This is a genomic window from Micromonospora sp. NPDC051296 (assembly GCF_040682255.1).
Taxonomy (GTDB): Bacteria; Actinomycetota; Actinomycetes; order Mycobacteriales; family Micromonosporaceae; genus Micromonospora; species Micromonospora craterilacus.
Genome location: NZ_JBFBAO010000467.1, coordinates 1 through 4651, shown reverse-complemented (window position 1 = coordinate 4651; position 4651 = coordinate 1). Strand labels below are relative to the sequence as shown.

Below are 4651 nucleotides of genomic sequence, written 5' to 3'. Positions count from 1 at the left end.
AGGGGACGAAGGGTGACCGGGCCGTCTAGGGTCGGGCGGTGGGCGAACCCGAGCTGACCCTGATCGCGAGCCTACGGCCGGCCGCACTGGATGCCCGGCGGGGCATCGTCCGGGTGCACCCCGAGGCCCTCACCGCGCTCGCGCTGCGGCCCGGTGATCCGGTCCGGCTGACCGGCCGGCGGGCGACCGCCGGCATCGTCGCCGCGGCCGAACAGACCGCCAGCGCCGCGTTGTTGCAGGCCGACGACCTGATGCTGGGCAACCTCGGGGTACGCGACGGCGGGCAGGTACGGGTGAGCCCGACACCGGTCACCCCGGCTCGCCAGGTGCTGCTCGCCGGGCCGGCGGAGATCGTCGCGGTGGTCTCCCCGGAGATGCTGCGGCTGGCGCTGCTCGGCAAGGTGGTCACCGCCGGGGACGACGTCTCCCTGCTGCCCCAGGACGTCCTGCCGGACGCCTCGACCCGCACCCTGGTCGAAGCGGCCCGGCGCAGCCTCTCCACCCGCATCGGCTATGCCTGGACCAGCACCCTGCTCCGGGTCGTCGCCGCCGAGCCCGACCCGGGTGCGCTGGTCACCATGGACACCCTCGTCGGCTGGGAACACGGCTCCGCCACCCACGGCGACGCCGGCGCGGCGACCGGTGCCGGCAGGTGGCCCACGGCCGGCACGGGCGGCGCGGCGAGTTCCCGGTGGACCAGTCGGGCGATCTGGCCCGCGACCGGCTCGGGGGCGGGCGTCGCCGCCACGAGCGGCGCCGGTGCCGAGCCCGGCCCACGAGCAGGGGATGCCGGCGAGGCGACCGCCGGCGACGTCGGCTGGGCGAGCACCGCCGGCGCCGGCGGTTCGGCCGCCGGGAGCGTCGGCGGGGCCGAGCACGCCCCGTCGGTCGACGAGTTGCCCGGCCTGCGGCCCCAGGCCGAGGAGCTGACCGAGCTGCTCGACCTCGGTTTCCACCACCGGGAGGTGCTCGGCCGGCTGGGCACCGCGGTCGCCCTCGGGGTGTTCGTCTCCGGGCCGGCCGGCTCGGGCAAGTCGGCGCTGGTCCGCGCGGTGGCCGCCCAGGTCGGCGCCCGGGTGCACCCGCTCTGGGCGCCCGAGGTCGCGGCACTGACCAACTCCTCGGCCGCCGGGCGGCTCCGGGCCGCGACCGCCGAGGTGGTCGCCGGCGGGCCGGCCGTGCTGCTGGTCACCGACGTGGAGGCGCTGGCCCCGGCGGACAGCCCGGGACCGGTGGCGACCGTGTTCCGCCAGTGCCTGGCACAGATCGTCCGGGCCGGGGCGGCGGTGGTCTGCACCACCAGCCGGCCGGAGGCCGTCGACCCGGCGCTGCGCGCCCCGGACCTGCTCTCGCTGCGGATCGACGTCCCGCTGCCGGACGCCGCACTGCGCCGGGAGCAGTTAACCGTGCTGACCCGCCCGGTACCGCTCGCGGAGGATGTCCGGCTGGACGAGGTCGCCGCGCGTACCCCCGGTTTCGTCGCCGCCGACCTGGCCGCGCTGGTCCGCGAGGCCGGGGTGCGCGCGGCCCTGCGGCAGAAGTCGGTGGAGAACCCGACGGTCGGGATGACCGACTTCACCGCCGCGCTGGAGGTGGTGCGGCCGACCACCATGGCCGGCTCCACCCTCGAACTCGCCCGGGTGACGCTCGACGATGTCGGCGACCTGGTGGAGGTCAAGCAGACGCTGACCGAGTCGGTGCTGTGGCCGCTGACCTACCCGGACACCTTCGCCCGGCTCGGCGTGCAGCCGCCGCGCGGGGTGCTGCTCTACGGCCCGCCGGGCTGCGGCAAGACCTACCTGGTGACCGCGCTGGCCGGCTCCGGCCGGGCGAACGTGCTGTCGGTCAAGGGCGCCGAGCTGCTCTCCAAGTGGGTCGGCGAGAGCGAACGCGCGGTGCGGGAACTGTTCCGCCGGGCCCGGGAGGCCGCGCCCACGCTGGTCTTCCTGGACGAGGTGGACGCCCTGGCCCCGGTCCGCGGCCAGGCCACCGACGGCGGCACCACCGACCGGGTGGTCGCCGCGCTGCTCACCGAACTGGACGGGGTGGAGGCGCTGCGCAACGTCGTGGTGATCGGCGCGACCAACCGGCCCGACCTGGTCGACCCGGCGCTGCTGCGCCCCGGCCGGCTGGAGCGGCTGGTCTACGTGCCGCCACCGGACGCCGAGGCACGGGCGGAGATCCTGCGGGCCGCCGCGCGCAACGTGCCGCTCGCCGAGGACGTCGACCTTCCCGCGCTCGGCGCGGAGTTGGACGGCTTCTCGGCGGCCGACTGTGCGGCCCTGGTCCGGGAGGCAGCGCTGGCGGCGATGCGCGAGTCGCTGACCGCGTCCACGGTCACCGCGGAGCACGTCGAGACGGCCCGGGCCCGGGTACGCCCGTCCCTGGACCCGGCCCAGGTGGCCTGGCTGGCGGCGTACGCGGAGCAGCGCGGTTAGTCCAGGCTGATCTCCGCGCGTACCCGGTCGCCGTCCTCGCGCAGCGTGGCGCCGCACTTCGCCAAGGCGGACAGCGCGCCACGATTCTCCGGATCGGTGTCCGCCACCACGGACCGCATGCCGGCCGCCGCCGCCAGGTTCAACAGCTCGCGCAGCGCCGCCGAGCCGATGCCCTGGCCACGGGCCGACCGGCCGAGCCACATGCCCACCTCGACGGCGTCGGGCTCGTCCCGGCGGCTCATCCGGATCATCCCGACCACCTCGCCGCCGGCCTGGATCGCGTACATGGCGGTGCGGTTGGGCGCTTCGAGACCGCCGAAGCTGGCCCGGTGGAACTCCCGGAACGCCTCCCGTCGGGCGTGCGACCACCCGGCCGGTGCCGCCACGGGCGGCATCACGTCGGCCGGCTCCGCCTCGGCAACCGCTACGGAGAGCAACGGTTCGAGGTTCTTCTCGTCCACCGGCTCCAGCCGGATCGCACCCGTCACGTGCCGCAGTCTTCCGCGCTCGGTGGCGCACGTCCACCCGGTTGGCGACGACCGGAACGTCTGGCGGGAGGGACCGGCCGGTCGGACCGAAAACGCGCCCTACCTCACGCTCCGTTGTCATCCGCGTGGGTGAAATCGCAGTGGACGGCGGAGGCGTCGTCGGCCGGCTTGTGCCGGCGCAGCCGGTCGGGGTGATCCCGCTCGGCCGCCCGGACCCGGTCGATCAACGTGCCCGGCCCCTCGCCGGTCACCACGTCCAGCAGGCCGGCCCAGTCGAACAGCCCGAACTCCTCGACGGCGGCGGACGCTCCGTCGGTGAGCAGCACCGCGCGGCGCAGCGCGTCCGGCCCGCGCAGCGGCAGCGTGCCGACCACCGCGTGGTACGCCGCGTCCGGATCGGCGGCGGCGACCCAGTAACCGTGCGTACGGTTCATCCGCTGCCGTTGCAGCATGACGGCGTGCCGGAACCGGGTGGCCCGGTCGGCCGACCCGGGCAGCCCGGCGGCGGCACCGCGCAGTTCGGCCGTCGAGGCGGCCAACCGGTCGTCGACGACCACGTCGACCCGGCCGCCGGCGTCGAGCACCAGCGGGCTGTCGCAGAGCACCAGGTAGTCGACCTGGTCCCCACCGTCGCGCAGCAGGCACACGGTGCTCGACGGGGTACCCGGGTGGTCGAGGTCGCACTGGTCGCCGTGGTCGGCCCGGACCGCCAGGATCGCCCCGGCCAGGTTGCTCACCAGCGTCGCCGCCGGGCGGGCGGCCTCGGCCAGGCCGAGCCGGGCGGCGAGGTGCCGGACATACCACTGCGGCCCGTGTACGCAGCCGGTGTCGAAGCCCTCCGGCACGGTCGCCCCGTCCAGCACCCCGACCAGCGGGCCGAACTGGAACACCACGTCCTCGTTGACCGGCCGCCCGGGCGGCGGGGCGGACGCGGAGCGTACCCGCATGGTCGGCGCCACCCCGACCGCCGCGCCCCGCCGACGCTCGTCCGGGGCCGCCTCGGGCAGCACGGTGCCCCCGGTCGCCGGGTACGTCGCCGGGCGTTTCGCCTCACCGGGGCCGCTTCCGGACATCGCCGCCACCTCCCCGCCCCGGCTACCCGCCGCGCGGGCCGACATTCGCCCAGATTCAGCGGCGCCGGTCACGGGCTCGGGAGGCGCGCAGCCGGCGCAGCCGGCCCACCAGCACCGGGTCGGCGGCGAGCGCCGCCGGATTGTCCAGCAATGCGTTCAACAACTGGTAGTAACGGGTGGCGGAGAGCCCGAAGCGGTCCCGGATGGCCTGTTCCTTGGCACCGGCGTGCCGCCACCACTGCCGCTCGAACGCGAGGATCTCCCGCTCCCGCTCGCCGAGCCCGCCCGTGGACGGGCCGGTGCCGTCCGGAGCACCCTCCGGCGCGTCGTCGGCCGGCGAGGCGTCGGCGGGCGCGATGTCCTCCGGGTCGCCCTGCGCCGGAGCCGACTCCACCTCGGGGGCCGACCTCGGCGGCGGCACCGTGACGGCGTCCGGACCGGTCTGCGCTGCCGGAATGGCGTCGGCGGGCTGCATGGTGCTCCTCACGGGGGCGGCCGGCACGGGCGACGCCAACCGGGTCTACCAGCCTAACCAGGGCCACCACCCGGCGCATCCGGCGCGTCGGGCGCCCGACCGTCCCCGTGCACGGTCGGGCGCTGCTTACCGACCGCTGTAACCGTTACGATCGGCCCCTGAGCTGCGGGAATGTGG

At 76.1% G+C, this 4651-nt stretch carries 4 protein-coding genes; 1 reads left to right on the top strand and 3 read right to left on the bottom strand.

The window, feature by feature from the left end; genetic code table 11:
• The first annotated feature begins 38 nt into the window (after nucleotides 1–38).
• Nucleotides 39–2438 (top strand): AAA family ATPase, encoded by a 2400-nt coding sequence (locus AB0M52_RS30950; RefSeq protein WP_363961044.1) that lies wholly within the window; start codon nucleotides 39–41, stop codon nucleotides 2436–2438.
• Here AB0M52_RS30950 and AB0M52_RS30945 read toward each other — a convergent pair.
• The 3 genes from AB0M52_RS30945 to AB0M52_RS30935 all read right to left on the bottom strand — a co-directional run bounded on the left by AB0M52_RS30945 (nucleotide 2435) and on the right by AB0M52_RS30935 (nucleotide 4474).
• Nucleotides 2435–2926, bottom strand: a complete 492-nt coding sequence (locus tag AB0M52_RS30945; protein ID WP_363961042.1) for a GNAT family N-acetyltransferase — start codon at nucleotides 2924–2926, stop codon at nucleotides 2435–2437. The two genes, AB0M52_RS30950 and AB0M52_RS30945, sit on opposite strands and share 4 nt — an antisense overlap.
• A gap of 104 nt (nucleotides 2927–3030) precedes the next feature.
• Entirely contained in the window at nucleotides 3031–3999 is a 969-nt protein-coding gene (locus AB0M52_RS30940; protein ID WP_363961040.1) for a hypothetical protein, read from the bottom strand.
• Between the two features lie 55 nt (nucleotides 4000–4054).
• Nucleotides 4055–4474: a DUF3263 domain-containing protein gene (locus AB0M52_RS30935; RefSeq protein WP_363961038.1), complete on the bottom strand. Its 420-nt coding sequence runs from the start codon at nucleotides 4472–4474 to the stop codon at nucleotides 4055–4057.
• Nucleotides 4475–4651: the final 177 nt, after the last annotated feature.